The 13162-nt window shown below is 68.4% G+C and carries 11 protein-coding genes and 2 riboswitches; of the genes, 8 read left to right on the top strand and 3 right to left on the bottom strand.

Going from position 1 to position 13162, the window contains the following annotated elements; all coding sequences use genetic code 11:
• Nucleotides 1-40: 40 nt before the first annotated feature.
• The 3 genes from AC3A6Y_RS11290 to AC3A6Y_RS11280 all read right to left on the bottom strand — a co-directional run bounded on the left by AC3A6Y_RS11290 (nt 41) and on the right by AC3A6Y_RS11280 (nt 3149).
• Nucleotides 41-1330 carry an MFS transporter gene (locus tag AC3A6Y_RS11290; RefSeq protein WP_487868313.1) on the bottom strand — a complete coding sequence of 430 codons (1290 nt, stop codon included), beginning with the start codon at nt 1328-1330 and terminating at the stop codon, nt 41-43.
• Nucleotides 1331-1367: 37 nt separating this feature from the next.
• Nucleotides 1368-2171 carry a putative hydro-lyase gene (locus AC3A6Y_RS11285; RefSeq protein WP_487868312.1) on the bottom strand — a complete coding sequence of 268 codons (804 nt, stop codon included), beginning with the start codon at nt 2169-2171 and terminating at the stop codon, nt 1368-1370.
• 72 nt (nt 2172-2243) lie between these two features.
• Nucleotides 2244-3149: a LysR family transcriptional regulator gene (locus tag AC3A6Y_RS11280; protein WP_487868311.1), complete on the bottom strand. Its 906-nt coding sequence runs from the start codon at nt 3147-3149 to the stop codon at nt 2244-2246.
• Nucleotides 3150-3260: 111 nt separating this feature from the next.
• On the opposite strand from AC3A6Y_RS11280, the gene denD reads away from it, so the two are divergent.
• The 8 genes from denD to gcvP all read left to right on the top strand — a co-directional run bounded on the left by denD (nt 3261) and on the right by gcvP (nt 13121).
• Nucleotides 3261-4277, top strand: a complete 1017-nt coding sequence (denD, locus tag AC3A6Y_RS11275) for a D-erythronate dehydrogenase (protein WP_487868310.1) — start codon at nt 3261-3263, stop codon at nt 4275-4277.
• A gap of 40 nt (nt 4278-4317) precedes the next feature.
• Nucleotides 4318-5289, top strand: coding sequence for a TRAP transporter substrate-binding protein (locus AC3A6Y_RS11270; protein WP_487868309.1), 972 nt, complete (start codon nt 4318-4320; stop codon nt 5287-5289).
• Nucleotides 5290-5373: 84 nt separating this feature from the next.
• Nucleotides 5374-5868 carry a TRAP transporter small permease gene (locus AC3A6Y_RS11265; RefSeq protein ID WP_487868308.1) on the top strand — a complete coding sequence of 165 codons (495 nt, stop codon included), beginning with the start codon at nt 5374-5376 and terminating at the stop codon, nt 5866-5868.
• On the top strand, nt 5865-7142 hold the full coding sequence (locus AC3A6Y_RS11260; protein WP_487868307.1) for a TRAP transporter large permease: 1278 nt from the start codon (nt 5865-5867) through the stop codon (nt 7140-7142). Before AC3A6Y_RS11265 ends, AC3A6Y_RS11260 begins: the two co-directional genes overlap by 4 nt.
• Before the next feature lie 245 nt (nt 7143-7387).
• Nucleotides 7388-8299, top strand: coding sequence for a hypothetical protein (locus AC3A6Y_RS11255; protein WP_487868306.1), 912 nt, complete (start codon nt 7388-7390; stop codon nt 8297-8299).
• A gap of 18 nt (nt 8300-8317) precedes the next feature.
• Nucleotides 8318-8416, top strand: a riboswitch (glycine riboswitch).
• 15 nt (nt 8417-8431) lie between these two features.
• Nucleotides 8432-8544: riboswitch (glycine riboswitch) on the top strand.
• 36 nt (nt 8545-8580) lie between these two features.
• Nucleotides 8581-9753 (top strand): glycine cleavage system aminomethyltransferase GcvT, encoded by a 1173-nt coding sequence (gene gcvT, locus AC3A6Y_RS11250; protein WP_487868305.1) that lies wholly within the window; start codon nt 8581-8583, stop codon nt 9751-9753.
• Between the two features lie 46 nt (nt 9754-9799).
• On the top strand, nt 9800-10171 hold the full coding sequence (gene gcvH, locus AC3A6Y_RS11245) for a glycine cleavage system protein GcvH (protein WP_487868304.1): 372 nt from the start codon (nt 9800-9802) through the stop codon (nt 10169-10171).
• A 46-nt stretch (nt 10172-10217) separates the two neighbouring features.
• A complete protein-coding gene (gene gcvP / locus AC3A6Y_RS11240) occupies nt 10218-13121 on the top strand; it encodes an aminomethyl-transferring glycine dehydrogenase (RefSeq protein ID WP_487868303.1) in 2904 nt (967 codons plus the stop codon).
• Nucleotides 13122-13162: the final 41 nt, after the last annotated feature.

Here is a 13162-nt window from a genome sequence, read left to right as displayed (position 1 = left end):
GGTTTCCGGGCGTGGAGGCGCCTGGGGGTGAGCCTGGTTTTCAGTTCTGGTGCAGGTCGCGGCCGCGCGTCTCGGGCAGGCACAGCGCGACCACGACGACCATCGCGTAGGCCACTGCCGCGCACACGCCGATCGACGTGCCCAGCGACATGTGCATGCGGTCGCTCAGCACACCCACGAGGGCCGGGAAGGTGGCGCCGATGCCGCGCCCGAAGTTGTAGCAAAAGCCCTGCCCCGAGCCGCGCAGCTCGTTGGGGAACAGCTCGGCGAGGAAGGCGCCTGCGCCGCTGAAGATGCCCGACATGAAGAAGCCCAGCGGGAAGCCCAGCACCAGCATCAGGCCGTCGGTGATCGGCAGCAGCGTGTAGGCGTACACAAGCGTGCCGGCGCCGATCGCGAACAGGATGAAGGCCAGCCGGCGCCCCAGGCGGTCTGACAGGTAGGCGCCGCACAGATAGCCGAGAAAGGCTCCGGCGATGAACATGAACTGGTAGCCGCCGGAGCCGAGCACCGTGAGGTGGCGCTCGTTCTTCAGGAAGGTCGGCAGCCAAACGCCGATGGCGTAGTAGCCGCCCTGCATGCCGGTGAACAGCAGGCTCGCGAGCACCGTGGTGCCCAGGATGCCCGGCTTGAAGATCGCGAGGAAGTTGCCGCTGCGCTCGCCGCGGGCGATGGCGGCGCGCGTCTGCACATAGATTTCGGGGTCGCGGATCGAGCGGCGGATGAAGACGATCAGCACCGCCGGCAGCAGCCCCAGCAGGAACATCACGCGCCACGAGATCTCCGGCGGCAGGAAGGAGAACAGCGCCATCGACACCAGCACCGCCGCCCCCCAGCCCACGGCCCAGCTGCTCTGCACCAGGCCCACCGCCTTGCCGCGGTAGGCCGGCCGGATCATCTCGGCGATCAGCACCGAGCCCACCGCCCATTCGCCGCCGAAGCCCAGGCCCTGCAGCGTACGCGCGATCAGCAGCTGCTCGGGGGTCTGCGCCAGCCCGCAGGCGAAGGTGAAGATCGCGAACACCAGGATGGTGAGCTGCAGGATGCGCACGCGCCCGTAGCGATCGGCCAGGATGCCGGCCAGCCAGCCGCCCAGTGCCGAGGCGACCAGCGTGGCGGTGCCGATGAAGCCGACCTCGGTCTTGCTCATGCCCCACATCGTGAGCAGGATGGGCGTGACCAGCGGCAGCGTGTAGTAGTCGAAGGCATCGACGGCGTAGCCGCTGAAGGATGCGGCCAGCGTGCGCTTCTCGTTGCGGTCGAGCGTCGTCAGCCAGCTGCCGCCGGTCGGCGCATCGGCGGCGGGGTGAACGGGTTCCGCGGTGTTCATGCGTTTGTCTCCTTGGTTTCTTGAATCGGGGTCTTGGCTAGAAGCTCGCCAGGCGGTGATGCGGCAGGTCGGTGACCAGCATCGCGCCCGGCGCGTGGGTGATGGCGAAGGGCAGCCGCGCTTCGGCCAGCGCGGCCTGGGGCGTGACGCCGCAGGCCCAGAACACCGGCAGCTCGTCGGGCATGACTTCGACCGGGTCTCCGTAGTCGGGATGGGCGAGGGAACGGATGCCGATCAGCGCCGGGGCGCCCAGATGCACCGGCGCGCCGTGCACGGCCGGAAAGCGCGCGGTGACCTGCACCGCGCGAATCGCATCCGCCGCCCGCAGCGGGCGCATGGAGCAAACCATCGGGCCGCGAAAGACGCCGGCCGGCACGGTGGCGATGTTCGTGCGGTACATCGCGACGTTGCGTTGCTGCACGACGTGCCGCAGTGCGATGCCTTCGGCCATCAGCGCATGCTCGAAGGTGAAGGAGCAGCCGATGACGAAGCTCACCAGGTCTTCGCGCCACAGCGCACGCACGTCGCCGGGCTCGTCGATCAGCTCGCCGCCCTGCCACACGCGGTAGCGCGGCAGGTCGCTGCGGATGTCGATGTCTTCGCCCAGCATCGGCAAGGCAGGATCGCCCGGCTCCGACACGCCCAAGAGCGGACAGGGCTTGGGATTGGCCTGGCAGTAGCGCAGGAAGTCCGCGGCATGCGATTTCGGCAGGATGACCAGGTTGCCCTGGACGTGCGCGCTCGCCAGGCCGCTGGTGTGCGATTGCAGCGCGCCGCTGCGGGCTGCGAGGCGCACGTCGCGCGCGCTGCTCGCGGCGTCGGGAACTTGAAGCGTCGACATGGAGGCGTCCGTGAGGTGATGGAGCGGATTGTGGGAATCCGCACTCCCGAACGCCAACGCAAAGTTTCTTGCTCAGCCCATCGATTTTTTCGATGACCTGGAACCGTGCGAGGCATGCACCACGGCGGAGCCGAGCGCAGCCTCGAGCAGCGGCGAGGAGGGATCGTCCCGGTAGCTCGCGTAGATGGGCAGCGGCTCCAGCGTGTCCTCGCAGGGCAGCACCCGCAGCGGCAGGCGCCGCGCCAGCGGCTCGACCACGGCCCGCGGCAGGGTGGCGACGCCGAAGCCGGCCTCCACCAGCTGGGCCATCGCCGAGATCGACGAGATGGCATGCACGCGCGGCGCGGGACTGCCCGCATCGCGGAACAGCTCCAGCAGCGCCACGTGCGGCTGCGAGCCGCGCTGGAAGGTGAGCAGGTCCAGCGCGAGCAGGTCGTGGAGCTTGTAGCGCCGCCGCAGGTGCAGCTCGCGGTGACCGACGAAGCACATCGGCATCGGCGGCACCGCACGCGTGCGCACGCCGTCGCCTGCGGCGGGCAGCGCGGCGAAGATCAGGTCCTGCTTGCCGCGCTGCAACTGGTCGACCAGCACCGGCGTGGTTTCGACCGTGAGCTCCAGCTCGAAATCGGGATAGGTCGCCTGCATGTGCTTGAGCCAGCCGGTGAGCCAGCTGTGGATCACCGATTCAATGGCGCCCACGCGCAGCACGGTCGCGCGCACCGCGCCGGAGCCCATCTCGGCCTTGATGTGCATCTGCATTTCGAGCAGGCGCTGGGCGAAGGCATGGAAGCGCTGGCCGGCCACCGTCAGGCGGAACTGCTTGTCGCGGCGGTCCAGCAGCAGCACGCCCAGTTCGCGCTCGAGGGCTGCGATGCGGCTGGAGAGGGCCGACTGCGTGAGATGCAGCTTCTCGGCGGCCCGCGTGACGCTCTTGAGGGCGACGGCCCAGTGGAAGGCTTCGACGAATCGCAGGTTCATGAGGGATGGGTGGTGGATTCGGAAAGCATTGCACCATGTCTTGCTCCCTCTTCCCGCTTGCGGAGCAGAAGTCGATACAGGCGATAGACTGGGCGCCCCCAAGGAGACACCATGCACATCGTCATCACCGGCGGCGCCGGTTTTCTGGGCACGCGCCTGGCGCGCACGCTGCTGGCCCAAGGCACGCTCGCACTGGCCGGCGCCACGCCACGGACCATCGAGCGCATCACGCTGGTCGACCGCACCCCGCCCCAGGCCGATCTCGCAGCCGACACCCGCATCGCGGCCGTCGCAGGCGACCTCAACGCCCAGCTGGCCGACGCCGACGCCGGCTACTGGGCCGATGCCGACGCCGTCTTCCACCTCGCCGCCGCCGTCAGCGGCGAATGCGAAGCCGACTTCGACCTCGGCATGCGCAGCAACTTCGGCGCCACCAATGCCCTGCTCGAACGCCTGCGCAGCGCCGGCACCGCCCCGGTGCTGGTGTTCTCCAGCTCGCTCGCGGTCTTCGGCAACTCGCCCGAGCAACCGCTGCCCGAGGTCATCGACGACAACACGCTGCCCACGCCGCAGACCAGCTACGGCATCCAGAAGTTCATCGGCGAGCAGCTGGTGGCCGACTACACCCGCAAGGGCTTCGTCCGCGGCCGCAGCGTTCGGCTGATGACGGTGAGCGTGCGCCCGGGACTGCCCAACGGCGCGGCTTCGGGCTTCTTCAGCGGCATGATCCGCGAGCCGCTCGCCGGCCTCCGCGCAGCCGTCCCGGTGCCCGACGACACCCTGGTGGCGCTGGCCTCCCCGGCGCGCACCGTCGAAGGCATCATTCGCGCCGCCGAGGCCAGCGATGCGCAATGGGGCCCGCGCACCGCGCTCAACCTGCCCTCGCTCAGCCTCACGGTCGGCGAGATGGCCACGGCGCTCGAACGCGTGGCCGGCAAGGCCGCCACCGCCCTGCTCGACCGCACGCCCGATCCGGCCGTCCAGCGCATCGTGAAGAGCTGGCCGGGCCGCATCGAGGCACGCCGCGCGCGCGGCCTGGGCCTCCTGCCCGATGCCAGCTTCGAGGACGTGATTCGCGATTACGTCCGTGAAAATCCCGACGCCGTGAAGCTGCCTACCAATGCATAGTCATACGTTTGCAAAACGTCACATCGACAGGAGACTCCCCATGAAGTTGAACCGACTGGCCGCCGGCCTCGTCCTCGGCCTCGGCATGGCCTGCGCGGCATTCGCGCAGACGGCCATGAAGATCAGCATCTCGACCGCGCAGAACTCCCACCAGGGCGTTGCGATCGACGCCTTCGCCAAGGAAGTGGCGGCCCGCACCAACGGCCGCTACAAGATCGAGACCTTCTACAACGGCTCGCTCGGCGGCGAGCGGGAGTCGATCGAGGCGGTGCAGCTCGGCACCCAGGAACTCGCCTTCTCCTCCACCGGGCCGGTGCCCAATTTCGTGCCCGAGGCCAAGATCCTCGACGTGCCTTTCCTGTTCCGCGACAAGGCCCATGCGCGCGCGGTGCTCGACGGGCCGATCGGCCAGGAGCTGCTGACCAAGTTCGACGCCAAGGGCTTCAAGGCCCTGGCCTGGGCCGAGAACGGCTTCCGCCACATGACCAACAGCAAGCGCGACGTCAAGGGGCCGGAAGACCTCAAGGGGCTGAAGATGCGCACTATGGAGAACCCGGTGCACATCGCGGCCTACAAGGGCCTGGGCATCATCACCACGCCGATGGCCTTCCCGGAGGTGTTCACGGCGCTGCAGCAGGGCACGGTCGACGGCCAGGAGAACCCGCTGTCGGTGATCATGGCGGCCAAGTTCTCGCAGGTGCAGAAGCACCTGTCGCTGACCGGCCATGTCTACTCGCCCTGCATCTTCCTGATGAACAAGGCCGCCTTCGACAAGCTCAGCGCCGCCGACAAGACCGCCTTCCTCGAGGCCGCCAAGGTGGCCGCGAAGGCGAATCGCGACCGCGTCGACCAGGACGACGCCAACGGCGTGAAGGAGCTGCGCGCCCAGGGCATGACCGTGATCGAGAACGTGGACAAGGCCAAGTTCGTCACCACCCTCGCCCCCGTCAACGCCGAGTTCGAGAAGCAGTTCGGCAAGGCCAACATCGACAAGATCCGCAACTTCCAGTGATCCTGTTGCCGCGATGACCCGCGGCGCACGCCCGCGCAGCACCGGCTGGCGGGCGTTTTTTATCGACTCTTGCGTGCCTTGCCCATGAAATCCGCCTTCCTACGCCTCGACCACTGGACCAGCTCGCTGTCCATGGCCGTCGCCTGCCTCATGCTCGTGGTCGCCTCGGCGCTCGGCGTGTTCCAGATCGTCACCCGCTTCGTGCTCGAGCAGCCGGCCGAATGGTCGGAGATCCTGATCCGCGTGAGCCTGATCTGGATGGTCTTCATGGGCATCCCCACCGCCTTTCGCCAGGGCGCGATGGTGAGCGTCGACGTGCTGTACCGCTGGAGCCCGCCGAGGATGCGGCGCGTGCTCGACTGGCTGGTGTGCCTGGCCGCGCTGACGCTGATCGCCGTCATCGTCTGGTGGGGCTGGGACTACGCGAAGCGCGGCGGCGTGCAGTCGATGGCGGGACTCGAATCGGTGTCGATGTTCTGGGCTTACGTGGCGATGCCGGTGGGCGGGCTGTTCAGCATCATCGGCATCGTCGGCAACCTGCTCGATCCCCAGCGGCAGGAACTGGAGACCGCGCAATGACGCCCGTCATGGTTACGACGATGGTGGTGTGCTTCGCACTCACCATCTCCGTCGCGGTCTCGATCGGCCTCGCCTCGGTGGTCGGCATCCAGGCCTCGAATGCCAACATGCTGATCTCCGTCAAGGAGATGTTCAACGCGATCAACAAGTTTCCGCTCGCGGCCATTCCCTTCTTCATCCTGGCCGGCAACCTCATGGAGACCGGCGGCATCTCGCGCCGGCTGGTGGATTTCGCCAAGAGCCTGGTGGGCGGCGTGCAAGGCGGCCTGCCGATGACCTGCGTGCTGACCTGCATGATCTTCGCCGCGGTGTCGGGCTCGTCGGTGGCCACCACCTTCGCCATCGGCGCCATCCTGATTCCGGCGTTGATCAAGCACGGCTATCCCACCAGCTACGCGGCAGCGCTGCAGGCCACGAGCGCCGAGCTGGGCGTGATCATCCCGCCCTCGATCCCGATGATCCTCTACGGCGTGAGCGCCGAGGTGTCGATCGGCGAGCTCTTCATCGCCGGCTTCGGCCCGGGCATCCTGATCAGCCTGGCGCTGATGGCCTTCGTCTACGTCTATTGCAAGATCAAGGGCCTGGGCAAGAACGACGGCGACGGCCGGCTGGGCGTCGGCGTCGCCACCTGGCGCGCCGGCTGGGCATTGCTGATGCCGGTGATCATCCTCGGCGGCATCTACGGCGGCATCTTCACGCCGACCGAGGCCTCGGCGGTGGCGGTGCTTTATGCGCTCGTCGTCGGCATGCTGATCTACCGCGAGATCAAGCTGCCGCAGCTCTACGCGGTGCTGCGCAAGTCGGTGATTTCGTCGTCGGTGATCATGTTCATCATCGCCAACGCGGGCCTCTTCGCTTTCCTGATCACGCGCGCCGGCGTGCCCGAGGCCATCGGCCACTGGCTGCAGGCCGTGCTGCAGTCGCCGGCCCTGTTTCTGCTGGGCGTGAATGCGGCGCTGTTCGTCATCGGCATGTTCATCGAGACCAGCGCGGCCATCATCGTGCTGGCGCCCATCCTGGCGCCGGTGGCGATGCACTTCGGGATCGACCCGGTGCACTTCGGGCTGGTGATGGTCGTCAACCTGGCGCTCGGCATGATCACGCCGCCCTTCGGCGTCAACCTGTTCGCCGCCTGCACCGTGGCGCGCATCTCGCTGGACCGCATCGTCACGCACCTGGTGCCCTTCGTGCTGGTGATCCTGGCCTGCCTGATGGTCATCACTTACGTGCCGGGCATCTCGCTGGGGCTGCGCGACCTGGTCTACGCGAAGTAGCCCCCGCGTGGGGGGCCGCAGCCGTGCGCTGAAAACAAGGGTTACAGCATGGACCCCGCCACGGCGCCTTGGCTGACACGCAGCACGCCTCGTTCTTGAATAGGCTTGGAGAGTTGCGGCTGCCTCGCGCAGTCTGTGTCGCCGTTTCCGCGTTCAGGCGGTAACATCTTCATGCGGCCGCAACCGGCGGGGACGCATGGGGCGACAACCCGCCGCTTCTCTTTTCTTCTCTCCACTGAAGGCAAATGACAAGCTACGGTTTCGTTCACTTGGAATTCGGCGACCAGCACCGCGAGCGTTCGCTCCAGGTGCTGGACAAGCTGCGAATCCGCCTGGCCCAGGATGGCGACCGCTTCTCCAGCGTGATCGTCGACAACGCCAGCGCCACGCCTGCCGAAAGCGCGACCGGCACGAACTCCGCGCAAGGCCTGGTGGTCACCGGCGACAACAGCAACCGCGAGTTCTCCGGCTGGGACACCGGCGTCGAGACCCTCCTCGCGCGCGGCGAGCAGCCCGACGTGTGGATCTTCTCGAACGACACGGTGGCCCTCAACCACGCCTGGAGCGAACGGCGGCTCGAGCGCTTCGGCGGCGAGATCCGCAAGCTCGCCCTGCATCCGGGCCCCTGGCTCTTCGGCGAGATCAACGACTTCCCGCGCTCGACGATGACCCCCATGGGGCCGCTGCTCGAATGGGTCTCGACCTACTGCTTCGCGATGAACAACACCCTGCGCCACCGGCTGGGCACGCTTTCGCCCGGCAACGCGCTGCTGGATTCGCTGGTGAACGAGCAGTTCGAGCCCGGCCGCGGCGTGTTCCGCGACCATGTGGGCGAGGCGTATGTCGATTTCGTCTCCGCCTGGCTGATCAGCGACGACGGCGAGGGCGAGCAGAAGCGGCGCCGCTTCAAATGGGATCACGAATGGCACAAGGCCAGCCCGCTCGGCGCCGAGAACTTCGAGGACCTGCGCATGAAGGCGCGCTGCTGCCTCTCGGAACACATGCTGAGCCTGCGCGCGCGCCAGGCAGGCGCCGACATCCGCTCGCCCTACGATGCCCGCAACCTGCGCGAGCACGTGCGGCGCTCCCTGCAGTTCCTCTCGGACAAGCTGTGGGAGAAATTCCTGCTGCGCCGGCTGCGGCTGGAGCGGTCGTAGGCGCGGTTTCCCTTACACTCGACCCGGTCAGGAGAGAGCCCCGCAGCGCGGGGCCGCCGAAGGCGCAGGGCCCCTCGAAGAACGGGCCCGAACGCTCAGGCAAAAGGACTGACGAGGCGCCCGTTTTTCGGGCGTTTCCTTGCTGGAGAGAGGCGGCGCTTCGCTTTTGATGGCGCCTGCCCACCGAAGGAGCAAACCCCGATCGTGGGGCGAATCTCTCAGGTAAAGCGGACAGCAGGGGTGGCCCATGGCTTTGCCGCCATGGATCTGGACTGCCCCTGATGGAGAGTGCCTTGGCCTCTGCTCCCGACGATCTGCAAAAGACCCCGCTGTACAACCTCCACGTGGAGCTCGGCGCCCGCATGGTGCCCTTCGCGGGCTATTCGATGCCGGTGCAATATCCCGCCGGCCTGATGGCCGAGCACAGGCACACGCGAACGGCCGCTGGCCTCTTCGACATCTCGCACATGGGCCAGCTGCGCCTGGTCGGGCCCGATGCCGCTGCCGCCTTCGAGACCTTGATGCCGGTCGACGTGATCGGCCTGGCGCCCGGCAAGCAGCGCTATGGCCTGCTGCTGAACGACGAAGGCGGCATCCTCGACGACCTGATGTTCTTCAACGAGGGCGGCGATTCCATCTTCGTCATCGTCAACGGCGCCTGCAAGGCCGCCGACATCGCCCACATCCAGGCCAGGATCGGCCAGCGCTGCAAGGTGCTGCCCCTGCCCGACAACGCCCTGCTCGCCCTGCAGGGCCCGCAGGCCGCGGCCGTGCTGGCGCGCCTGTCGCCCGGCATCGAGCGCTTCGTCTTCATGACCGGCGGCAAGGTGCAGATCGGCGGCATCGCGGCCTTCGCCACGCGCAGCGGCTACACCGGCGAGGACGGCTTCGAGATCTCGGTCGCCGCCCCTGATGCCGAGGCGCTGGCCCGCCTGCTGCTCGCGCAGCCGGAGGTGCAGCCCGTCGGCCTGGGTGCGCGCAATTCGCTGCGCCTCGAAGCCGGCCTGTGCCTCTACGGCAATGACATCGACACCACGACCACCCCGGTCGAGGCCTCGCTCAACTGGGCCATGCAAAAGGTGCGCCGCAGCGGCGGTGCGCGCGAGGGCGGCTTTCCCGGCGCGGCGCGGGTGCTGGCGCAGCTCACGGCCGACAGCGGCACGGCCGGCCGCCTCGACCACGAGACGCTCAAGCGCAAGCGCGTCGGCCTGGTGGCGCTGGAGCGCGTGCCGGTGCGCGACGGCACGCTGCTCGAGTCCTTCGAAGGCCTGCCCATCGGCCAGGTGACCAGCGGCCTGCTGGGCCCCACGGTCGACCGGCCGATCGCCATGGGCTATGTCGCCCTCGCCTACGCCGAGCCCGGCACCCGCCTGCAAGCCATCGTGCGCGGCAAGCCGGTGCCGATGGAAGTCAGCACCCTGCCTTTCGTGCCGGCACGCTACTGGCGCGGCTAGTTTCTATTTGTTCTTCGTTCTTTCCCCTTCCCCAGGAGCCATGCCAATGACCATCAAATACACCAAGGACCACGAGTGGGTCAACGCCGAAGGCGAAAACGCCACCGTCGGCATCACGCTGCATGCGCAGGATGCGCTGGGCGACGTGGTCTTCGTCGACCTGCCGGAGGTTGGCCAGGGCTATGCCCAGGGCGAAGTCGCCGGCGTGGTGGAGTCGGTCAAGGCCGCGGCCGACGTCTTCATGCCGGTCGCGGGCGAGATCACCGAGGTCAACGAGGCGCTGCGCGCCGACCCCTCGCTGGCCAACAGCGCGCCCGAAGGCGAAGGCTGGTTCTTCAAGATGAAGATCACCGACCCCGCCCAGCTCGATGCCCTGCTCGACAAGACCGCCTACGACAAGTTCGCCGACGAAAACTGAAAAGCCGACAGCCGCCGCGTTTGTTCCCCCTCCCCTGAGCCTCTCCATGCCGAAGTCCTCCCTGCCCTCCTTGCCCACCCTCGCCGATCTCGAGAATGCCGGCGAATTCATCGCCCGCCACATCGGCATCGAGGCCGAGGACGAAGCGCGCATGCTCGCTGCCGTCGGCTCGAAGACGCGCGCCGAGCTGATCGACGGCATCGTGCCGCCGGCCATCCGCCGCAGCCATCCGATGCAGCTTCCCGCGCCCGTGACCGAGGCCGGCGCGCTGGCCGAGCTGCGCGCCATCGCGGCGAAGAACAAGGTGGCGCGCAACTTCATCGGCCAGGGCTACTACGGCACCCACACGCCCGGCGTGATCCTGCGCAACCTGCTGGAGAACCCGGCCTGGTACACGGCCTACACGCCCTACCAGGCCGAGATCTCGCAAGGCCGCATGGAGGCGCTGCTCAACTTCCAGACCATGGTGTGCGACCTGACCGGCATGGCGATCGCCAACGCCTCGATGCTCGACGAGGCCACCGCCGCCGCCGAGGCGATGACGCTCGCACGCCGCAGCGTGAAGAGCAAGAGCAAGGTGTTTCTGGTCTCGGGCGACTGCCATCCGCAGACCATCGAGGTCATCAAGACGCGCGCCGCGCCCCTGGGCATCGAGGTCAAGGTCAGCACCGTCTCCGAGACGCTGCCGCACCTGATGGCCGGCGGCGATTTCTTCGGCGCGCTGGCGCAGTACCCGGCCACCACCGGCCACGTGCACGACCTGCGCCCCCTGGCCGGCCATGCCCACGCCTGCGACGCCGCCTTCTGCGTGGCGGCCGACCTGCTGGCGCTCACCCTGCTGGCCCCGCCCGGCGAATGGGACGCCGACATCGTCTGCGGCACCACGCAGCGCTTCGGCATGCCCCTGTGCAACGGCGGCCCGCATGCGGCGTACCTGGCCTGCCGCGACGAGTTCAAGCGCTCGCTGCCGGGCCGGCTGGTGGGCGTCAGCGTCGACACGCAGGGCCGCCCGGCCTACCGCCTGGCGCTGCAGACGCGCGAGCAGCACATCCGCCGCGAGAAGGCCACCTCCAACATCTGCACGGCGCAGGTGCTGCCGGCGGTGGTGGCGAGCATGTATGCGGTCTACCACGGGCCCGAAGGCCTCACGCGCATCGCGCAGCGCGTGGCGGCTCTCACCGCCATCCTGGCGCAGGGCCTGGAGCAGATGGGCCGCGAGCTGGCCAACGCCACCGCCTTCGACACGCTCACCGTGTTGACCGGCGAGGACACGCCGAAGATCCTGGAGCGCGCCCAAGCCGCATCGATCAACCTGCGCCAGGGCCTGCAGCAGCACCTGGGCATCTCGCTGGACGAGACCAGCACCCGCACCGACATCGAGACCCTGTGGGCCCTGTTCGTGCCCGCCGGCACGCCGATGCCGCGCTTCGAGGAGCTCTCGGCCACGGTCGGCTCGCGCATCCCGCTGGACCTGCGCCGCAGCAGCGACTTCCTCGCGCACCCGGTGTTCAACACCCACAAGAGCGAGACCGCGATGCTGCGCTACATCCGCAGCCTCTCCGACAAGGACCTCGCGCTCGACCGCAGCATGATCCCGCTCGGCAGCTGCACCATGAAGCTCAACGCGACCAGCGAGATGATCCCCATCACCTGGCCCGAGTTCGCGGACATCCATCCCTTCGCGCCCGCCGAGCAGCTGCAGGGCTATGCCGAGCTCGACGCGCAGCTGCGCGCCTGGCTGTGCGAGGCCACCGGCTACGCCGGCATCAGCCTGCAGCCCAATGCCGGCTCGCAAGGCGAGTACGCCGGCCTGCTGGCCATCAAGGCCTACCACGAAGCCCAGGGCCACGGCCACCGCAACGTCTGCCTGATCCCCTCCTCCGCCCACGGCACCAACCCGGCAAGCGCCCAGATGGTGGGCATGAAGGTGGTGGTGACCGCCTGCGACGCGCAGGGCAACATCGACATGGACGACCTCGCGCGCGCCTGCGAGCAGCACCGCGACGACCTGGCCGCGGTGATGATCACCTACCCCAGCACCCACGGCGTGTTCGAGACCCGCGTCAAGGAGCTGTGCGAGATCGTGCATGCGCACGGCGGCCGCGTGTATGTGGACGGCGCCAACATGAACGCGCTGGTCGGCGTGGCCGCGCCCGGCGAGTTCGGCGGCGACGTGAGCCACCTCAATCTGCACAAGACCTTCTGCATCCCGCACGGCGGCGGCGGGCCCGGCGTGGGGCCGGTGTGCGTGGTCGAGGACCTGGTGCCCTACCTGCCCGGCCACGTGAGCGGCGGCCTCCCCTCGAACGGCGTGGGCGCGGTGTCGGCCGCCCCGCTGGGCAATGCGGCGGTGCTGCCGATCAGCTGGATGTACTGCCGCATGATGGGCGCGCCCGGCCTGCAGGCCGCGACCGAGGTCGCGATCCTGAGCGCCAACTACATCAGCGCGCGGCTCAAGGACCATTACCCCACGCTCTACGCCAGCCCGAACGGCCACGTGGCGCACGAGTGCATCCTGGACCTGCGCCCGCTCAAGGACAGCAGCGGCGTGACGGCCGAGGACGTGGCCAAGCGCTTGATCGACTACGGCTTCCACGCGCCCACGCTGAGCTTCCCGGTGCCCGGCACGCTCATGGTCGAGCCGACCGAGAGCGAGCCCTTGGCCGAGCTGGACCGCTTCGTCGACGCGATGATCGTGATCCGCGGCGAGATCCGCCGCATCGAGGAAGGCATCTGGCCGCGCGAGGACAACCCGCTGAAGAACGCGCCGCACACCGCCGACAGCCTGCTGGCCAGCGAATGGACCCGGCCCTACTCGCGCGAGCTCGGCGCCTTTCCCATCGCCTCGGTCAAGGACGCCAAGTACTGGCCGCCGGTGGGCCGGATCGACAACGTCTACGGCGACCGCAACCTGTTCTGCAGCTGCGTGCCGGTGGCCGACTACGCGTGAAGGCGCCCGGTTCGCTTCGGCTGAAATAGGCCTTTGCCTAC

This window comes from Variovorax sp. Soil_C_17, assembly GCF_057657265.1.
The sequence above is the reverse complement of the archived record's forward strand: the minus strand, read 5'-3'. Positions and strand labels throughout refer to the sequence as shown.

Bases quoted from the DNA above. Each gene is read 5' to 3' on its own strand.
- denD (WP_487868310.1), top strand. From the start codon at position 3,261: ATGCACATCGTCATCACCGGCGGCGCCGGTTTTCTGGGCACGCGCCTG.
- AC3A6Y_RS11260 (WP_487868307.1), top strand. From the start codon at position 5,865: ATGACGCCCGTCATGGTTACGACGATGGTGGTGTGCTTCGCACTCACC.
- gcvT (WP_487868305.1), top strand. From the start codon at position 8,581: ATGGAGAGTGCCTTGGCCTCTGCTCCCGACGATCTGCAAAAGACCCCG.
- AC3A6Y_RS11255 (WP_487868306.1), top strand. From the start codon at position 7,388: ATGACAAGCTACGGTTTCGTTCACTTGGAATTCGGCGACCAGCACCGC.
- gcvH (WP_487868304.1), top strand. From the start codon at position 9,800: ATGACCATCAAATACACCAAGGACCACGAGTGGGTCAACGCCGAAGGC.
- AC3A6Y_RS11280 (WP_487868311.1), bottom strand. From the start codon at position 3,149: ATGAACCTGCGATTCGTCGAAGCCTTCCACTGGGCCGTCGCCCTCAAG.
- gcvP (WP_487868303.1), top strand. From the start codon at position 10,218: ATGCCGAAGTCCTCCCTGCCCTCCTTGCCCACCCTCGCCGATCTCGAG.
- AC3A6Y_RS11290 (WP_487868313.1), bottom strand. From the start codon at position 1,330: ATGAACACCGCGGAACCCGTTCACCCCGCCGCCGATGCGCCGACCGGC.
- AC3A6Y_RS11270 (WP_487868309.1), top strand. From the start codon at position 4,318: ATGAAGTTGAACCGACTGGCCGCCGGCCTCGTCCTCGGCCTCGGCATG.
- AC3A6Y_RS11265 (WP_487868308.1), top strand. From the start codon at position 5,374: ATGAAATCCGCCTTCCTACGCCTCGACCACTGGACCAGCTCGCTGTCC.
- AC3A6Y_RS11285 (WP_487868312.1), bottom strand. From the start codon at position 2,171: ATGTCGACGCTTCAAGTTCCCGACGCCGCGAGCAGCGCGCGCGACGTG.